General features: G+C 63.1%; 15 protein-coding genes. 1 reads left to right on the top strand and 14 read right to left on the bottom strand.

The genetic code is table 11. The features are described from left to right. Window positions 1-2 precede the first annotated feature (2 nt). From JYU29_RS03240 to JYU29_RS03205, 8 genes are all read right to left on the bottom strand, one after another. Window positions 3-998: an ABC transporter ATP-binding protein gene (locus JYU29_RS03240; protein ID WP_213983312.1), complete on the bottom strand. Its 996-nt coding sequence runs from the start codon at window positions 996-998 to the stop codon at window positions 3-5. Then, window positions 991-1,995: an ABC transporter ATP-binding protein gene (locus tag JYU29_RS03235; RefSeq protein WP_213983311.1), complete on the bottom strand. Its 1,005-nt coding sequence runs from the start codon at window positions 1,993-1,995 to the stop codon at window positions 991-993. Before JYU29_RS03235 ends, JYU29_RS03240 begins: the two co-directional genes overlap by 8 nt. Continuing rightward, on the bottom strand, window positions 1,992-2,840 hold the full coding sequence (locus JYU29_RS03230) for an ABC transporter permease (RefSeq protein WP_213983310.1): 849 nt from the start codon (window positions 2,838-2,840) through the stop codon (window positions 1,992-1,994). The genes JYU29_RS03235 and JYU29_RS03230 overlap by 4 nt, the downstream gene beginning before the upstream one ends. Continuing rightward, window positions 2,837-3,865 (bottom strand): ABC transporter permease, encoded by a 1,029-nt coding sequence (locus JYU29_RS03225; RefSeq protein WP_213983309.1) that lies wholly within the window; start codon window positions 3,863-3,865, stop codon window positions 2,837-2,839. The genes JYU29_RS03230 and JYU29_RS03225 overlap by 4 nt, the downstream gene beginning before the upstream one ends. 25 nt (window positions 3,866-3,890) lie before the next feature. After that, complete coding sequence (locus tag JYU29_RS03220) at window positions 3,891-5,486, bottom strand: ABC transporter substrate-binding protein (protein ID WP_250157164.1); 1,596 nt, start codon at window positions 5,484-5,486, stop codon at window positions 3,891-3,893. Window positions 5,487-5,564: 78 nt separating this feature from the next. Next, entirely contained in the window at window positions 5,565-6,593 is a 1,029-nt protein-coding gene (locus JYU29_RS03215; protein ID WP_213983308.1) for a transketolase family protein, read from the bottom strand. Continuing rightward, window positions 6,593-7,471, bottom strand: coding sequence for a transketolase (locus JYU29_RS03210; protein WP_213983307.1), 879 nt, complete (start codon window positions 7,469-7,471; stop codon window positions 6,593-6,595). The genes JYU29_RS03215 and JYU29_RS03210 overlap by 1 nt, the downstream gene beginning before the upstream one ends. A 52-nt stretch (window positions 7,472-7,523) precedes the next feature. Continuing rightward, a complete protein-coding gene (locus JYU29_RS03205; protein WP_213983306.1) occupies window positions 7,524-8,744 on the bottom strand; it encodes an aminotransferase class III-fold pyridoxal phosphate-dependent enzyme in 1,221 nt (406 codons plus the stop codon). A 146-nt stretch (window positions 8,745-8,890) separates the two neighbouring features. Here JYU29_RS03205 and JYU29_RS03200 point away from each other — a divergent pair, with 146 nt between their 5' ends. Then, the gene (locus JYU29_RS03200; RefSeq protein ID WP_213983305.1) at window positions 8,891-9,571 is read left to right on the top strand and encodes a GntR family transcriptional regulator; all 681 of its coding nucleotides are present in this window, start codon (window positions 8,891-8,893) and stop codon (window positions 9,569-9,571) included. Here the strand turns inward: JYU29_RS03200 and JYU29_RS03195 are convergent. Genes JYU29_RS03195 through JYU29_RS03170 form a run of 6 tightly spaced genes read right to left on the bottom strand, consistent with a single transcriptional unit; the run spans window position 9,565 to window position 16,676 of the window. Next, entirely contained in the window at window positions 9,565-10,338 is a 774-nt protein-coding gene (locus JYU29_RS03195) for a TSUP family transporter (RefSeq protein WP_213983304.1), read from the bottom strand. The genes JYU29_RS03200 and JYU29_RS03195 overlap by 7 nt on opposite strands. A gap of 31 nt (window positions 10,339-10,369) precedes the next feature. Next, on the bottom strand, window positions 10,370-11,521 hold the full coding sequence (locus JYU29_RS03190) for a M20 family metallopeptidase (RefSeq protein WP_213983303.1): 1,152 nt from the start codon (window positions 11,519-11,521) through the stop codon (window positions 10,370-10,372). Beyond that, entirely contained in the window at window positions 11,518-13,893 is a 2,376-nt protein-coding gene (locus tag JYU29_RS03185; protein ID WP_213983302.1) for a penicillin acylase family protein, read from the bottom strand. The genes JYU29_RS03190 and JYU29_RS03185 overlap by 4 nt, the downstream gene beginning before the upstream one ends. Before the next feature lie 10 nt (window positions 13,894-13,903). After that, window positions 13,904-14,884 (bottom strand): ABC transporter ATP-binding protein, encoded by a 981-nt coding sequence (locus tag JYU29_RS03180; protein WP_213983301.1) that lies wholly within the window; start codon window positions 14,882-14,884, stop codon window positions 13,904-13,906. Beyond that, window positions 14,881-15,876 carry an ABC transporter ATP-binding protein gene (locus JYU29_RS03175; protein WP_213983300.1) on the bottom strand — a complete coding sequence of 332 codons (996 nt, stop codon included), beginning with the start codon at window positions 15,874-15,876 and terminating at the stop codon, window positions 14,881-14,883. Before JYU29_RS03175 ends, JYU29_RS03180 begins: the two co-directional genes overlap by 4 nt. 11 nt (window positions 15,877-15,887) lie before the next feature. After that, complete coding sequence (locus tag JYU29_RS03170) at window positions 15,888-16,676, bottom strand: SDR family NAD(P)-dependent oxidoreductase (protein ID WP_213983299.1); 789 nt, start codon at window positions 16,674-16,676, stop codon at window positions 15,888-15,890. Between the last annotated feature and the right edge of the window lies 1 nt (window position 16,677).

Here is a 16,677-nt window from a genome sequence, read left to right as displayed (position 1 = left end):
GATCACCCCGTCAGCGGGAAATGGCAGGCCGCGCGCGTGCCCCCTGGCTTGGTTTCCAGAACCGGCTCCTGTTGCGCGCACAACGTCTGGGCGCGCGGACAGCGGGTCCGGAAGCGGCAGCCGGATGGAGGATTGCTCGGACTTGGCGCATCGCCTTGCAGCACCATCCGCCGACGCGCCCGCTCCTTTGCTGGATCGGCCAGCGGAACGGCCGAAAGAAGCGCCTGCGTATAGGGGTGGCTGGGCGCCCGGTACAGATGATCGCGATCACCGATCTCGACGATCTTGCCGAGATACATAACAGCGATGCGATCGCACAGGTGATGCACCACCGACAGGTCATGGGCGATAAAGAGATAGGACAGATCGAACCTGTCCTGCAGATCCTTCAAGAGGTTGAGCACGCCGGCCTGGATAGAGACATCCAGCGCCGAAACCGGCTCATCGAGGATAATCAGTTCAGGCTGCAAGGCGAGCGCACGGGCAATGCCGATGCGCTGGCGCTGGCCGCCGGAAAACTCGTGCGGGTAACGGTCGGCATGCGCGGGATCGAGCTTCACCAGTTCAAGCAGTTCGGTGATGCGCTCGCGCTTGGCTGAAGCCGACGCGTTTTCCATCCGCAGGGGTTCGGCGATGATATCGCGCGTGCGCATGCGGGGATGCAGGGAGGCGTGAGGGTCCTGAAACACGAACTGGATCCGCTTCCGGAACTGGCGCATCTGGGCATGCGAGAGCTGCGTCAGATCCACCCCGTCGAAGACGACGCGGCCGGCGGTGGCCTGCAACAACCGTGCGATGCAGCGCGCCAAGGTGGACTTTCCGCAGCCGGATTCACCGACAAGGCCGAGCGTCTCGCCGCCAGCGATCTCGAAGCTGACATCGGACAGGGCGCGAACCGCTCCGCCCGAGCGGCCAAACCAGCCGCCGGCAACCGGAAACTCCTTGACCAGACCTTCCACTGAAAGAAGCGGCTTCGTTGCCGTGGTTTCCTCAAGCATCCTGCAAGGTCCCCTTGTCGGCGGCCACGATCTCCGCGCGGTGACACGCGACATCGATCGGTCCGACAGGGCGCAGAACCGGCCGTTCGCTTCGACAGCGTTCGATGACATACGGACAGCGCGGATGAAACGGGCAGCCGGACGGACGCGCGCTGATCGGGGGTGGTGCGCCGGCGATGGCGCTCAACCGCTCCACCCGTTCATCCATCTGCGGCAGGCTTTCCAGCAGTCCCTTGGTGTAGGGATGATGCGGGGCGGCGAAAACATCGTCCACCAGACCGCGCTCGACCACACGACCGGCATACATGATCGACAGGCTCTTTGCGACGCCGGCCACAACGCCGAGATCATGCGTCACCAGAACAATGCCGATGTTCTTTTCGCGGCGCAGCTGGTCGAGCAGTTCCATGATCTGCGCCTGGATCGTCACATCGAGGGCGGTGGTGGGTTCGTCGGCGATCAGAAGGTCCGGTTCGTTGGCCATTGCCATCGCAATAACCGCGCGCTGACGCATGCCACCGGAAAACTCGTGCGGGTACTGGTTCGCGCGCTTCTCAGGATTGGGGATTGCGACCAGCCGCAGCAGGTCGATCGCGCGCGCGACGGCGTGTTTGTGGCCGACATCGCCGCGGTGGATGCGCACGGCTTCGGCGATCTGTTCGCCGACCGTCAGCAACGGGTTGAGCGCCGTCATGGGATCCTGGAAGATATAGCCGATCCGCGCGCCCCGGATCTTGCGCATCTGGCGATCCGAAAGGGCGGTGAGTTCCTGGCCATCAAGCATGATCGAGCCGGCGATGGTCGCGCTTTGCGACAGGAGCTGCATGACGGCCAGCATCGTCACGCTTTTGCCCGAGCCGGATTCGCCGACGACGCCGTGAACCTCGCCGGACTGAACCGTGAGGTCGACGCCGCTGACGGCCTGAAACGCATGGCCGCCGCGACGTGTCGCGAAGGAAACGGTCAGATCCCTGATGGCGAGAAGCGGTGCGCTCATGATGCCCTCGGATCGAGATAATCGCGCAAGCCATCGCCGAGGAAGTTGGAGGCCAGAACGACCGACAGGATCGCAAGGCCCGGGCCGAGTGCGATCCACCAGCGATAGAACTGGATCGCGCCTTCCGAAATCATCTGGCCCCATTCGGGTGTCGGCGGCACGGCACCCAGGCCGATGAAGGAGAGGCTGGCTGCCAGAAGCACGACCTGGCCAAAATCCATCGTGGCGTTCACGATGATCGGGCTCCAGCACAGCGGCAGGATATGCTTGATCAGAACGCGGGAGCGACTTGCGCCCGATGCAACGGCTGCTTCGACATGCTCGCGGCTTCGCACCGACAGAACCTGCGCACGCATCAGCCGGGCATAGATCGGCCACCACACGATCACCATGGCGATCGCGGCGTTGCCGAGACCCGGCCCAAGCGAGGCCGTGACCGCCATGGCGAGCAGGATCGGGGGAAAGGAAAGGGTAATATCGACGAAGCGCATGATGACGCTGTCGAGCCAGCCGCCGACATAACCGGCGATGGCGCCGAGCGTGCAGCCGATCACCACCGCGCAGCCGATCACGAAAACCGCGATTGGGAAGGAATGGCGCACGCCGTAGAGCGTGCGGGTCAGCACATCGCGGCCAAGTGCGTCCGTGCCCAGCCAGTGTTCGGCCCCGGGCGGCTGAAAGCGCATGCCGGCGAGGTTGGTGGGATCGTAAGGTGTCCACCACGGAATGGTCAGGCCGATGATGATCCAGGCCAGGATCACAACGCCGCCGCCGACAAGCGGAAGCGTCGCCCATTCGGGCCAAACAAAGCGGGAGGATGCGGAGCGGCTCGACAGGATGCTCATGCGCCGGCCTTTGCGCCGAGCTTCACGCGCGGATCAACCACGGCATAAGCGATGTCGGTCAGGAGATTGGCGATCAGAAACGCCGCGCCGCCGATGATCGTGACGCCGACGATCGCCGGATGATCGAGGCCGCGGGCGGCGGACACGGCGTAGGAGCCGATGCCGGGCCAGGCGAAGATGGTTTCGGTCAACACCGCGCCGGTGATCAGATAGGCGAAGGAAAAGCCGATGATGGTGAGCGTCGGCAGCATGGCGTTGCGCAAGGCGTGATGAAGCAGAACCCGCACCGGGCTCGCGCCCTTGGCACGCGCGGCGAGGATGTATTCCTGGCTGAGAACATCGAGCATGGACGCGCGCACCATACGCGACACGATGCCGGTCACCGTCCAGCCGAGAACAGACGCGGGCAGCAGGAGATGAAGAAGCACGCTGCGAAATCCGGTCCAGTCGCCGGCAAGCAAAGTGTCGATCGTGAAGAAGCCAGTCACGAAAGGCGGTGCGACAGCGCGCGCATCGATGCGGCCGGGACCCGGCAGCCAGCCGAGCTGAACGGAAAACACGAACAGAACGAGCAGGCCGGACCAGAACACGGGCGCCGAAGCGCCGATCAGGGCAAAGAGACGCGCGAGATTGTCGATGACGCCGCCGCGAAACCGGGCGGCGAGAACGCCCAAAGTGATGCCGAACAGGGTGCCGAGCATCATGGCGGCAATCACCAGTTCCAGCGTGGCGGGCAGGCGCAGGATGAGATCCTGCGCGACCGGCTGGCGCGTGCGGAAGGAGGTGCCGAAATCGCCGGTCACGAGGTTGCCGAGATAAACCAGATATTGCTCGGGCAAGGAGCGATCGAGCCCCCAGCGCTGCCGGGCCGCTTCCACCACTTCCGGATTGTTCATCTGCCGCTCGCCGATGATGGAGGTCAAAGGATCGGCGGCGGTGAAGTGGGTCAGAAGAAAGGCGACGGTGATGACGCCCAGCAGCAGAAAGGGCATCGCGATGAGACGTTTGGTGACGTAAGCGAACATCGGGATGCCCTGCCCTATGCTGACGTTACTTGATGCTCAGTTCAGCCAAGGGGAGATTGCAGCAGGCGCTGTAGCGCACGCCGGCAACCTCGTTACGGTAAGCGAGAATGAGGTTCGGGCTGACAACCGGCACGATGATCCGGTCGTTGATCATTTCCAGTGCGATCTCGCGATAAAGACGAGCAACATCATCGCCCGAGGCGGCCAGCGCCTGTTGCAGCAGATCGACTTCCTTCTGGTTCACCAGATCGACCTTGCCCTGGCCGCTCGCATTGCGCTCCCACCAGGAACCCGGAAGCATGCCGAAGAACTGAACATACTGGGCCGAGCCGTAGTAGTCCGGCGCATAGAAGCGCGCGCTGAAGGGAATGCCCGGATTGGCGATCTGCTGGCGCCAAACCGCCGAAGCGACCGGCTGGATGTTCAAGGTGACGTTAATGCGCGACAGATCCTGCTGCAGCTTCTGCATGAGGAGCGCGAGATCCACGCCATAGACGTTGATCGAGGCGACGGTTGCATCAACCGTGAAGCCGTCCTGAAGGTTCTTCGAGGCAAGAAGCTCCTTGGCTTTATCCAGGTTCTCTTCCGGCATCGGCAGGTCTTCGGTGCCCGGGAAGCCGTTCGGGATCGGAGAGGCCTGCAGCGCGCCCTTGCCGCCGACGGTGAAGTCGATCGCACCCTGATAATCGATGGCGTAGGCCAGCGCCTGGCGAACTTCCAGGTCGAGCGGCGTCTGGTTGCCTTCGGCACCGGGCGAGAAGGACACGTAGATGTAGTTGTAGGACGGGACGGTTTCGATCGTCAGGTCCGGCGACGCGATCGTTTCGGCTGTGTCGGGATCAACCTGCATCGCAATGTCGGCTGCACCGCTTTGCAGCATCTGCGCCTGCGACACGGCGTCGGCAGACTGGTCGATCACGATCTCCTTGATCGCCGGAGCCGTGCCCCAGAACTTGTCGTTGGCACGGAAGCGCAGCTCATCATCCGGGCGATAGGTGTCGAGAACATAAGGGCCGCTGCCGGCGGAATTGGCGAGGAACCATGTTTCGCCCTTGTCGGCCGTGGCCGCATCATCGCCCGCCGACGCGCCGTTCGACGATGCGACTTCGCTGTTGATGATGCCGGTATAGGGTGCCGCGAGAATGCCGATGAACTCGGAATTCGGGCTTTCCATCTTCACGATAACGGTCTTGTCGTCAGGCGTTTCGATGGCGGTAACGCCCTTCATCATGAAGGAAGGGTCGCCCTGCAGGTTCTTCAGCCGTTCGAACGTCCATTTGACGTCCTTGGCTTCAACCGGGCTGCCATCCGAGAAGACGGCCTTTGGATCGAGCTTGAAGGTGAACTCGGTCTGGTTTTCGTTGGCCGACCATTCGGTGGCCAGCGAGGGTTCAACAGACCGGTCGTCGGCTGCGAGCTTCACCAGCCCCTGATAGGTGGCGCTGAGATAGATCTGGCATGTGTCACAAAAGGCGCGATGCGGATCGAGCGAGTTGATTTCGAGATTGCGCGCAATCACGAGCGGACGATCCTGTGCCGCAGCGGGCAGGATCACACCCATGGCGCCAAGAGCAGCCCATGCAGCGGCTGCTCGCGCAGCGGTTCTAAAGATGCCTTCCATCACAGTCTCCCATTGAAGCTTGCTAGAACAGGGCCTCCGCGTTCCCTTATGGCTGTTTTACGGAAGCCTGTCGGTGGCTTAGTTGATCTGCAGGAACTCCTTCGCCACGGCGGTGATGCCGTCTGCGTCGAGCCGGTAATGCGCGTAAAGGGCGGCCGGTGGGCCGATGAGAGAGAACTCATCGTGGATGCCGTGGCGGCGGAAGGGGATCCGGTCTTCGTCGACCAGCACTTCTGCAACAGCCGAGCCCAGGCCGCCGATGACGTTGTGCTCCTCGACGGTGAGGATCGCCTTTGTTTCACGCGCGGCGGCGCGCACGGCATCTCCATCGAGCGGCTTAATCGTGTGCATGTCGATCACGCGCACCGACATACCGGTCTCGCCAAGCTTTTGCGCCGCCATCAGCGAGGCGTGGACCTGCGAGCCCGTTGCGATGATGGTGAGGTCCGTGCCATCGCGCAGCGTGGTGGCCTTGCCCAGGGCGAAATCCGCAGGGACCTCCCCATAGACTTCGGCATCGCGGCCACGGCCGAGGCGGATATACATCGCACCCGGATGATCCACGGACGCCCGCAGGATGGCGCGAAGCTGGTTGGCGTCGGCCGCGCAGACCACAGTGAGATCGGCAATCGGTCGCATCATGCCGAGATCTTCGGTGGCGTGATGGCTGGTGCCGTAAAATCCCATCGAGATGCCGGAATGATGGGCGAGAACGCGCACCGGCATGCGGGGATAGGCGCAATCGGTCTTGATCGCTTCGGCCGCCAGGATGCCGGCAAAGGACGCAAAGGTCGCGACATAAGGAACAAGGCCGCAGGACGCCATACCGGCAGCCGCCGTGATCATGTTGCGCTCGGCGATGCCGAAATCGATGAAGCGGTCCGGATGGCGATTGGCGAAATCGCGGGCACGGCTGGAATTGGCGAGGTCGGCGGTCGCAACCACGATGCGCGGATCATTGTCGGCGAGATCGGCCAGTTCTTCGCCAAGGATGAAGGCGGGCATCGCCTTGGCCGGCGTTCCGCGAACCGACTTCGCATTCTTGAGGCGCAGTTCGCCCTCGTCGCCGCGAAACAGCGTGCTTTGGTCCTGTCCTGCAGCGCTCATCAGGCATCTTCCTTTTCGAACGGCTGCAGCCCGGCTTCGATTTCCGCCCAGGCATCGTCGTAATCGTCGCCAACGAGATTGCCGACATGCCAGTCGAGCGACAGCTCCATATATTTGACGCCGCGGCCCTTCACCGTATCCGCGATGATCATCTGCGGGCGACCGGTGCCGGCCGGCTTGAGCGCGGCCAGTGTAGCCATGATGGCCGAAAGGTTGTGACCGTCGATCCGCTGAACGTCCCAGCCGAACGACGTGAAGCGATCCACAAGGGGCTCCACCGACATGACCTTTTCGGTCGGGCCGTCGATCGAAAGCTGGTTGCGATCCACGATGCCGACGAGACCCTGCAGCTGGAAGTGACCGGCCGCCATGGCGGCCTCCCAGATCTGGCCTTCGTTCAACTCACCATCGCCCAGCATGCAATAGGTGCGATAGGTATGGTTCTTCATGCGCCCGGCGATCGCCATGCCGAGTGCGACCGACAGGCCGTGGCCGAGCGATCCGGATGAGAAGTCGATGCCCGGAATCTTCTTCATGTCCGGATGATCGCCAAAGGCGCTGCCGAGACGGGTGAAATCGTCGAGCTTGGATGGGGGATAGAAGCCGAGATCGGCCAGAACGGGGTACAGGCCGATCGCGGCATGACCCTTGCTGAGCACGAAGCGGTCCCGGTTCTCCCATTTCGGATTGGCGGGATCGAGCCTGAGATGACCGTAGTAGAGGGCTGCGAACAGTTCGGCGGCCGAGAAGGTGCTGGAATAATGGCCGGCACCGGCGATGCGCGTCAGGCGCAAGGTTTCCAGGCGGATGAATTTGGCTCGCTCGGCCAGATAGTCTTCCGAGAAGTTGCGCCGGTCGCCTTGTTCAGCGTCGCTCATCGAAGGCTCCCCTTTTTTTGCGTTTGTGTCGGCTGGCTCGATCGTTCGCGGGTCAGGCGATTGCCTTGAAAACCTCGTCCGTGATTTCTAGCGTTTCGTTGATCACCGCATCGGTATGGGCAACCGACAGGAACATCGTGTGGGTGGGGTGGAAATAAACGCCGCGCGACAGGGCTTCGAGACAGAAGCGATTGCCGAGCGAGCGATCATCATCATTGTCGAACAGGAAGACCGGCATCTGTACGGGGCCGCTTTGCTTCAGCGGCACGCCGTATTTGTCGGCCTGCTTCTGCAAGCCATCGCGCAGGAGCTGACCGGCGGCCACCATGCGCTTGACGCCGTTTTCTTCGCGCAGCTTGGTGATCGTCGCGATCGAAGCGGCCATCGCCACGCCTGCGGTCCAGAACGAGCCGGTGGTGTAGATCTTGGTGGCTGCTTCGCGGAAGCGGTCGTTGCCGGTCATCATGCCGAGCGCGCGACCATTGGCGATCGCCTTGCTCCAGGCGGAGAGGTCGGGCTTCACGCCGACCAGTTCCCAGCTGCCGCCGAGGTCGAGCCGAAGACCGGCACGAACATCGTCGACGATGAGCGCTGCATCGGCCTCGTCGGCCAGACGTCGGGCGGCCTGGGCGAATTCGCGGGTCGGCAGAATGTGTTCCTTGCCGAGATCATGCTTGAACGCGGTTCCAAGAATGGCCGCGACATCGCCCTTTACCGAAGCCACCGCTTGTTCGAGGCTGGCGGCATCGTTGTAGTCATAGGGCACGAGATGGGCGCGGTCTTCTTCCGTGACGCCGGCAACCGACGGCGTGCACCAGGGGATCGCACCATGGTAAGCGCCGCGCGCCACCAGAACCTTGCGGCGACCCGTGCCGGCACGCGCGGTGGTGACACAAGCGGTGGTGGCATCGGTGCCGTTTTTGGAGAACATCGCCCAATCGGCGTGGGCGACGGTGTCGACCACGAGTTCGGCCAATTCCACGAGACGCGGGGTCGGTCCGTTCAGCCCATCGCCTTCGGCGCGCTGGCGCGCGGCGGCGGCTTCCACATCGGGATCGGAATAGCCGAGGATCATCGGACCCCAGGCGCACATGTAGTCGATATAGGAGCGGCCATCCACGTCCCAGGTCCGACAGCCCTCGCCTCGGGTGAAATATTGCGGATAGCCCTTGGGAAGGCGCGCGCTGTTCTGGTGGCCCCACATGCCGCCCGGAATGACCTTGGCGGCGCGCGCCTTCAAAGCGGCATCAATATCGAAAGCTCGGCGATCCATCTCTTCCACCCCTCACTTGCTCCCTTTTTGATATATCATGTATCAATGAGCGGCAAGCGCTTTATGGTGGCGCGGGAAATCGGAACCTGCTGCAAGGCAGGAACGGTGCACGTCTCGGGCATCGCGAGGACGGATGGAGAGGCGCAATGCAGGCCTTTACGGATATTCAGTCGAAAAGCCTGTCGGCGCAGATCTACAGCCAGTTGCGCTATCAGCTGATGGCGGCACGGATGCAGCCGGGCGTGCGGTTGAAGATCCGTGAGCTCGCACAATCGCTCGGCACAAGCGAAACGCCGGTTCGCGAAGCGCTGCTACAGCTCGTTCGCGATGGCGCGCTGGAAATGAAGCCCGGCTATTATATTCGCGTGCGTCGTTTGACCCTGAACGAATATCTGGAAACGCGCGAGATCCGGCTGATGCTGGAACCGCATGCGGCGGTGAAAGCACTGCCGCATGTGGACAAGGCTTTCATCGAGCAGCTGGAAAAGGTCCACGAGACGTTGATCCGTGCGGAAGCGGACAAGGATTATCCCGCCGCCCTGCTCGCCAATTACGAGTTTCATTTCCTGATCTATCGCCGTTCCGGCATGCCGCAGCTGATCGAGATCCTCGAGCGGCTATGGATCCAGATCGGGCCGCTGTTGAACTACCTCTATCCGTTCGGGCATCCGAGCTATGACGGGCCGCATCAGCACCTTCACATCCTGGAAGCGCTGCGCAAGCGCGATGCCGAAGCGCTCGCTGAAGCGTTTCGTGCCGATCTGATCGAAGGCGGGCGCGCCTTCGTGCGTTATCTGGAAAGCATCGAACCAGAGGCCACTCAGTAGCCAGCCATGCGCAGGGCGGCGGGGATTGCCGGTAGCGCAAGCGAGGCGCCGGAGGCGCAAAGCAGGATGAAGACGATCTTCTTCAGCGTTTGCGGCGAGATCGGCGGGGGAAAGCGGCGGGCGAGTTGCGTGCCGGCGACAACGGGGATGATGGCCAGGAAGGCGACCCAGTAGCGTTTGTCCGGGAAGGTGCCGTCGGCAAACACGACGCCGAGACGGATCAGCGAGTTGACGCCGAAGATGGCGACGAGGGTTTCGCGGATCGCCAGAAGCGGCAGTGGCTGGCGGTAGAAGTGGTAAACGAGCGGCGGACCGCTGGTGGAAAACAGACCGCTCATAAGCCCCGATATGCTGCCGAAGGCCACAAAGGAGCGATCGCTGGCCAGCCGCTGCTCGCGCTTGGGCGGCATGATCAGCTGCAGCGACGAAACGATGATGATCGCGCCGAGCAGGATGCGCAGGATCACCAGCCCCTGATCGGCCAGATGTTCGAGCACGAAATAGCCGACCACCAGCGACGGCAGGCTGCTAAGGAGAACGAGCAGGAACTGTCTTTTCAGAACCTCGGTCCAGCCGTTGCGCAGCATCACTGCGGCGTTGACGAGCGTCAGAAGGCCGGTGACCACCGCTGCATCGCGCAGCGGCAGGATTTCACCGAGTGCCACGGCCGCCATGAGGATGAGGCCGAAGGCGAAGCCGGTCAGGGTTTGAACATAGGCGGCGATCCCTGCCATCACCATGAAGACAAGGATCTGCGTCGCGCTCACACCAAGAACTCCCGCATGAACAGCGTTGCGCTCACGCCGTGTGGTCCAGCGAGGCGATCAGATTGGCGAGCAGCGCGGTGCGGGGTGCAAGGCTGCTGACCAGGATGTGTTCGTCGAAGGTGTGAGCGCCGGCACCGTCGGCACCGAGACCGTCGAGGGTCGGCACACCGAGAGCGGCAGTGAAGTTGCCGTCCGAACCGCCGCCTGTTTCCATGCCTTCCAGCGTGAAGCCGAGCCTGGATGCGATTTCGGCCGCATGATCGAAGAGGCGCGCGCCGTCCTCGCTTTGGGCGAAAGGCGGGCGATTGAGGCTGCCGGAAATCTCGAAGGTGATGTCGGGATCAACAGGCGTCATCTTTTGAACGGCGCTGATCACCTCGTCTGCCATTGCGGCGTCGGGAAGGCGCAGGTCGAGCTGCAGGCGGCATTCCGCTGGCACGGTGTTGCGGCCGGTGCCGCCCTGGATCGTTCCGGTGGTGACGGTGATGCCGCGTTCGGGATCGTTCAGCGCTTCGAGTTCCAGGACGAGGCGGGCGGCGGCGCGGATGGCCGAGCGGCCGTCGAGCGGACGCACGCCGGCATGCGAGGCGCGACCGCGCACCGTAATGTCGAACATGCCGACACCCTTGCGCGCCGTCACGATCTTGCCGCCGTTGCGGGCCGGTTCGACCACGAGCACATAAGCGGCGCTGCCCGCAAAGCGCTCGATCATGGGGCGCGAGCTCTTGGAGCCGACCTCTTCGTCGGGCACGATCAGCAGGTCGATGGGGAGGTTGTGGCCGGCCTTTGTTGCAAGCTTCATGGCCTCAAGCGCCATCAGCACGCCGGCCTTCATGTCGTAGATGCCGGGACCATAGAGCCGGTCGCCCTCCTGGCGCAGCGTCAGCTTGTCCTTGATCGTGCCGGTAGCGTGAACGGTGTCGATGTGAGCGAGGATCAGAACGCTTTTGGTGTTTGCGTCCTGCGGCCGGGGCGTGCGGACGGCGAGAATGTCGCCGTAGCCGAGCGTGCCCGCAGTGCGCTCCACGGTGAAGCCTGCGTCTTTGGCGTCAGCCTCGATGCGGTCGGCCAGACGGTTGACGGCCTGCGCATCGGCGCTCGGCGTTTCGAGCTCGACCCATGCACGAAGCTCTTCGAGGAGAGGCTCCACAGCGATGGCGTCACTGGCGATGAAATGGCTCATGTACGGACCTCCCCGGCTTTAACTGGAACCAGCCTTATCAGATGCGTGGTTGCGGCATCCACCTTGTCGCGGCTGTAAAGCAGCGGCACGTAGTCACCGCGCGACCACGGCTCGGACAGGTCGGCATAATGGGGCGAACGGGGATCGCCGGACTGACCGGGTGTGTTGACGCAAACGCTGTTGTCCCAGGCGCCGACATCCATGACCAGACGCACGGATGCACCGGCATTCACGCCGAAGTCGCCAAGCCGGTAGGCTGCATGCATCGGGGTCGAGCGGCTGCCGCCGACCGGCAGCGGGCCAACGTTCCAGTCGGTTTTGTTCGTGTCTTTGACGCGGCTTGCGGCGTGTTCGAACAGGGCACGGTGGAGATCGCCCCAGCGCCAGGCGGACGGATCTTTGCCCAGTCTCGTGATGCAATCGTCGAAGCCCTTGGTGAGGGTCCACAGGAGCAATTCGTTTCGTTCGTCACTGCTCCAGAGGTCTTCCGGCGTCTCGAGAAGCGAAAGAAGCCTGTCGAAATCGCCGGGCAGAAGGAGCTGGCGGATCGTCTGGTCGGGCGCGAAATGCTGGAGAAGGCCGGGGCGCAGATGCTTCATCCACCACACTTCAAACAAGGCTGCGGGCGCACTGCTTGCGTCCAGATGGTAGTTCCAGCCTTCAAATAGCCTGAGCGCGCGGGCCTGCGACGCATCGAGCGTTGTTTCCAGAGCGATGGCCTTGAACAGGCTGACGATCACTTCGGCCGGACGCGAATACACATCCGTTTGCAGCGCCATGGAGGCCGCAAGCGTATGGCTGCGGTCACCGGCCAGCACGGCCTTGATGCGCTTTGCCCGGCTGCCTTCTGCCCATTCATGGCCGATCGACGTTGCCGAAGGGTCGCGATCCCTGGGCAGGTTCATTTCGTTGGCGGAAGCCACGAAGCCGCTGGCGGGATTGAAGGCGCGGGGCAGATCCTGCGCCGGCAGGAAGCCGTCCCATTCGTGGCTGCCATCGCCCGGAACCGGCAGCAACCCGTGCCAGTTGTGGCGCACCGGCGTAAAGCCTGCCGTGAACCAGCCGATATTGCCTTCGATATCTGCGCTGACATGATTGACCGATGGCGTGCCCCAATGGTCGAGGCTGGCGGCAAAGGCTTCCGCAGACGGGCTTCGCATATAAGACAGGCTGCCGAGATAAGCGGCCGAGCCCGGATGATGCCAGACTGTGCGCATGGCCACCGCGCGACGCCGCGCATGATCCTCGCTCAGCACCGGGCCGTGGCGGGTGAAGGAGAGCTTCAGACGCTGCTCGTCATGGCCTTTGACCACGAAACGCTCTTCGACCCGCTCGATCTTTTCCCAGCCACCGGCATGGCGGTAGGAATCGGGATCGCCCTCGCGGGTTTCATAGACGTAGATGTCTTCCTGGTCGGCGCCGAAGATGGTGAGGCCGAAGGCGGTGCGCTCGTTATGGCCGATCGAAACGCCGGGTGCGCTGGGTTCGCCGGTTCCGATGACATTGAAGCCCGGCGCTTCCAGATGAACGAGATAACGAAGCGACGGCACGGCATGGGCGCGGTGCGGATCGCTGGCGAGAATCGGACGGCCGCTTTGCGTGCGCGTGCCGTGAACGGCCCAATTGTTAGAGCCTTCTTCGGCACTGCGCTGAACGACCTCGCCCAGATCCGTCACCTCGGACCACGTCCAAATGTCGGCAATGCCGGCGGATAGCCGCTCCTTCTGGAACGTGACGGGCGCGGTTGCGAGCTTGAAAAGCCGCATCGCTTCCAAGGGGATGTCTGCGAAAGACAGGCCGTCCGCGAGCTTCACCTCGACCGGCGGATCGATTTCGAAGCGCAGGAGATCGGTTGCGGCATCGGTTTTCGCCATGACATTGGCGCGCAGGATTTCGGACAGGCCGTTGCGGGTCAGCGCATGCGAACGGATGCGCACCACGTCTTCCGGCTGCCAGAGCGCGGGACGGGTGTTGAACACGGCGAACTCGGGCGGCAGGCGCTCCGGCTCCTTTTCGCAGAGCGCGATATAGGCGTTCACGCCGGCGGCGAAGGCGGTGCAGATGGCTTGCGTGTCGGGTGCATAAGCCAGCCATTCCCGGTTCATGTCGCCGCGATACAGGAAGTGGCGAGCGGCATGGTCCTGGGCGAGATAGCCGGGGCCGAAGTCGGCCGACAGGTGGCCGAGACCGCGCTTGCGCCAAAGGTCGAGCTGCCAAAGGCGATCGCGCGCTGCGTTGAAGCCTTGAAGAAGAAAAAGGTCGTCTTCCCCTTCTGCCCGGATATGAGGGATGCCCCAGCGATCGACCCTGATTTCCGCTTCGGCTTTCAGCTGTGGAAGCGCGATGGTTTCTTCAATAGCAGGATCAACCATGGGGGCACCTTCAGGCATGGTGGCAAGCAACGAGGGCGCCGTCGGGACGCGGCGTCAGTTCGGGCCGGACCGTCGAGCAGATCTCGGTGGCCAAGGGACAACGCGTGTGGAAGGCACAGCCGGACGGGATATTGGCCGGGCTCGGCAACTCGCCCTGAAGAACAAAGCGCTGCTTGCTTCTTTGCACTGCCGGATCGGCTTCCGGAACGGCCGACATCAAGGCGCGGGTATAGGGGTGCTTGGGATTGGCGAAGAAGGTGTCGCGCTCGGCAATTTCGACAAAGCGGCCGAGATACATCACGACAACCCGGTCGCAGATGTGACGGACGACGCTGAGATCGTGCGACACGAAGAGGTAGGACACGCCCATTCGCTTTTGTAGCGCGACCAGGAGGTTGAGGATCTGCGCGCGCACCGACACGTCGAGCGCGGATACCGGTTCGTCGCAGATCAGCAGATCCGGCTCGAGCGCGAGGGCACGGGCGATCACCACACGCTGGCGCTGACCGCCGGAGAACTGGTGGGGATAGCGGTCCGCATGTTCGGCCCGCAGGCCGACCTGCGTCAGCAGCTCGCCAACGCGCTCCTTCAAAGCCTTGCCGCGAGCAATACCACGCACGAGAAGCGGTTCGCCGATGGTAGCGCCGATGGTGGAGCGCGGATCGAGCGACAGAGCCGGATCCTGGAAGATCATCTGCACCTTGCGGCGGATGTCGTTGAGCTTGCGGCTGTCGGCGCCGACAACCTCTTCGCCGCTGATCTTGACGCTGCCCGAAACCGGCGTCTGCAACCCGACGATGGTGTTGGACAGCGTAGACTTGCCGCAGCCGGATTCACCGACAAGCGCGACGGTTTCAGCCTTCCTGATATCGAGATCAACGCCGTTGACGGCCTTTACGACCGCGCCCGACGAGCCGAAGAAGCCGCCACGGCCGCCGAAGTGGACGGCAACGTCGCGCATTTCGAGGACGTTTTCCTGGCTCTCGCTCATGCGGCTACTTTCCGGATTTCAGGCATGCGATCGATATGCCAGCAGGCTGAGCGGTGGCCTCCGCCGCAATCAAACAAGGGGGGCTGCTCGATACGGCACTTTTCGGTCGCCAAAGGGCAGCGATCGGCAAAGCGGCAACCGGCGCCGAATTCGCTCAAGGTCGGCACCCTGCCCTCGATCGTCGCCAGATCGGTTTTCGGCGCATGGTGAAGCTTGGGAACGCTGGCGAGAAGAAGCGCGGTATAGGGATGCTTCGGATCATCGAACAAGGATTGCACGGGCGCGATCTCGGCGATGCGTCCGGCATACATGACCGCGACATCATCAGCGATATCGGCCACCACGCCCATGTCGTGGGTGATGATGACGATCGACGTGCCGCGATCGGCGACGAGCTTCTTCATCAGGTCCAGGATCTGCGCCTGGATGGTGACGTCGAGCGCCGTGGTCGGTTCGTCGGCGACGAGCACCTGCGGGCTACAGATCAGCGCGATCGAGATCATGATGCGCTGGCACATGCCGCCGGAGAGTTCGAACGGGTATTGATGCAGGCGACGGTCGGGATCGGGGATGCCGACATCGGCGAGCATCTGTCGCGCGCGGTCATAGGCTTCGCTGCGCGACACGTTGTTGTGGGTCTGGTAGGCCGCCGCGATCTGGGCGCCGACGGTGGTCAGGGGATCGAGCGAGGCGCTCGGCTCCTGGAAGATGATCGAGATCTCCTTGCCGCGCGCCTTGCGCAGCTGCCGCTCCGACAACGCGGTCAGATCGCGGTCCTGGAGGCGGACGGTTCCGGCCGTGCGCCGTGCCGCATCCGGCAAAAGGCCGAGCAGGGCATAGGAGGTCAGGGACTTGCCGCAGCCGGATTCACCGACCAGCGCCATCACCTTGCCGGGCGCGACATCGAACGACACGCCATCGACAACATTGGCGCCGCCGATCTCGACCGTCAGGTTGTCCACGGACAGAAGGGGGCTCGCCGCCGTATTCATGCGGTGCTCCTTCAGCCTGCGCTTGCCGGCGCGGGCGCTGCCGGGCGCTTGTAGTTGCCGATGGAATTGCCGCCATCGACGCTCAGAACGGCACCGGTGATGAAGCCGGCATCTTCCGAGCAGAGATAAGCGATGGCGCCGGGCGCATCTTCCGGACCGCTGGCGCGGCCAAGCGGAATGTTGCGCAGCATGTTCTCCACGTAATCGTCGCTCAAGGCCGAGACCTCGCTTCCCGGTGCAAAGCCGGGCTCCACGATGTTGACGCGGATGTTGTGATGCGCGAGCTCCATCGCAAAGCCCTTCGACAGGCGCTCAAGCGCCGTCTTGGAGGTGCAATAAGGCACGGAGTTCTGGTTCATCTTGCGGGCGGCACCTGAGGAGATGTTGATCACAGAGCCGGCCTTGTTCTCCGCGATCATCAGCTTGGCCATTTCGCGCGTCAGCACGAAGGGTGCGCGCAGATTGACGCCGAAGACGCGGTCCCAGTCGTCGAACTCCATTTCAAGCAGGCTGAAGCGGGTATAAATGCCGGCATTGTTGACGAGGATATCCGGCGCCTTCCATTCGCGCCGCACCAGATCAACGAGTTCGAGCATGGAGGCATCGCTCGTCAGTTCGGTGGCGTGCAGCAGGGTCGTCTTCGGGTCGAGGTTGAGATCGGCGGCAACCTTTTCCAGAGCATCCATGCGGACGTCGCTGAGGCAGAGCCGAGCACCGCGCTTGGCGAAATAGGCGGCCGTCCAGCCGCCGAAAATGCCGGCAGCGCCCGTGATGACCATTGTCTTGTCTTGGAATGTCATG

The sequence above is a fragment of the Tianweitania aestuarii genome (assembly GCF_018457165.1).
Lineage (GTDB): Bacteria > Pseudomonadota > Alphaproteobacteria > Rhizobiales > Rhizobiaceae > Tianweitania > Tianweitania aestuarii.
This window is presented reverse-complemented; position numbering and strand designations above follow the sequence as displayed.

Coding starts and splice junctions, on each gene's coding strand:
- JYU29_RS03240 (WP_213983312.1), bottom strand. CDS start 998: ATGCTTGAGGAAACCACGGCAACGAAGCCGCTTCTTTCAGTGGAAGGT.
- JYU29_RS03235 (WP_213983311.1), bottom strand. CDS start 1,995: ATGAGCGCACCGCTTCTCGCCATCAGGGATCTGACCGTTTCCTTCGCG.
- JYU29_RS03230 (WP_213983310.1), bottom strand. CDS start 2,840: ATGAGCATCCTGTCGAGCCGCTCCGCATCCTCCCGCTTTGTTTGGCCC.
- JYU29_RS03225 (WP_213983309.1), bottom strand. CDS start 3,865: ATGTTCGCTTACGTCACCAAACGTCTCATCGCGATGCCCTTTCTGCTG.
- JYU29_RS03220 (WP_250157164.1), bottom strand. CDS start 5,486: ATGGAAGGCATCTTTAGAACCGCTGCGCGAGCAGCCGCTGCATGGGCT.
- JYU29_RS03215 (WP_213983308.1), bottom strand. CDS start 6,593: ATGAGCGCTGCAGGACAGGACCAAAGCACGCTGTTTCGCGGCGACGAG.
- JYU29_RS03210 (WP_213983307.1), bottom strand. CDS start 7,471: ATGAGCGACGCTGAACAAGGCGACCGGCGCAACTTCTCGGAAGACTAT.
- JYU29_RS03205 (WP_213983306.1), bottom strand. CDS start 8,744: ATGGATCGCCGAGCTTTCGATATTGATGCCGCTTTGAAGGCGCGCGCC.
- JYU29_RS03200 (WP_213983305.1), top strand. CDS start 8,891: ATGCAGGCCTTTACGGATATTCAGTCGAAAAGCCTGTCGGCGCAGATC.
- JYU29_RS03190 (WP_213983303.1), bottom strand. CDS start 11,521: ATGAGCCATTTCATCGCCAGTGACGCCATCGCTGTGGAGCCTCTCCTC.
- JYU29_RS03185 (WP_213983302.1), bottom strand. CDS start 13,893: ATGGTTGATCCTGCTATTGAAGAAACCATCGCGCTTCCACAGCTGAAA.
- JYU29_RS03180 (WP_213983301.1), bottom strand. CDS start 14,884: ATGAGCGAGAGCCAGGAAAACGTCCTCGAAATGCGCGACGTTGCCGTC.
- JYU29_RS03175 (WP_213983300.1), bottom strand. CDS start 15,876: ATGAATACGGCGGCGAGCCCCCTTCTGTCCGTGGACAACCTGACGGTC.
- JYU29_RS03170 (WP_213983299.1), bottom strand. CDS start 16,676: ATGACATTCCAAGACAAGACAATGGTCATCACGGGCGCTGCCGGCATT.